This window comes from Paraclostridium dentum (genome assembly GCF_012922555.1).
Classification (GTDB): domain Bacteria; phylum Bacillota; class Clostridia; order Peptostreptococcales; family Peptostreptococcaceae; genus Paraclostridium; species Paraclostridium dentum.
This window is the reverse complement of sequence record NZ_WIPK01000150.1, coordinates 1-286: the sequence shown is the minus strand read 5'-3', so window position 1 is coordinate 286 and position 286 is coordinate 1. Positions and strand designations below refer to the sequence as shown.

The following is a 286-nucleotide window of genomic DNA, read 5'->3' as shown; positions in this document are numbered from 1 at the left end:
CAGGGGAAGACTAGCTAAAATGAGCAAGGTCTCAAGAGATACGTTGTACGAAGCTGTTCGGGAGGTCCAGGCTGGCTCCATTTCTAAAAGGAGAAAGTTCCTGGAAACCGTGGAGCTGCAGATCAGCTTGAAGAACTATGATCCCCAGAAGGACAAGCGTTTCTCAGGCACTGTCAGGCTGAAGACCACTCCACGTCCCAAGTTCTCAGTGTGTGTTCTTGGTGACCAGCAGCATTGCGATGAAGCCAAGGCTGCTGAAATCCCACACATGGACATTGAGGCACTA

At 50.7% G+C, this 286-nt stretch carries 1 protein-coding gene; it reads left to right on the top strand.

The features are described 5' to 3' along the window. Positions 1-19: 19 nt before the first annotated feature. Positions 20-286, top strand: a 267-nt coding sequence (locus tag GFJ41_RS21205) for an uL1 family ribosomal protein (protein WP_170076037.1), incomplete at its 3' end; no start/stop codon positions are given.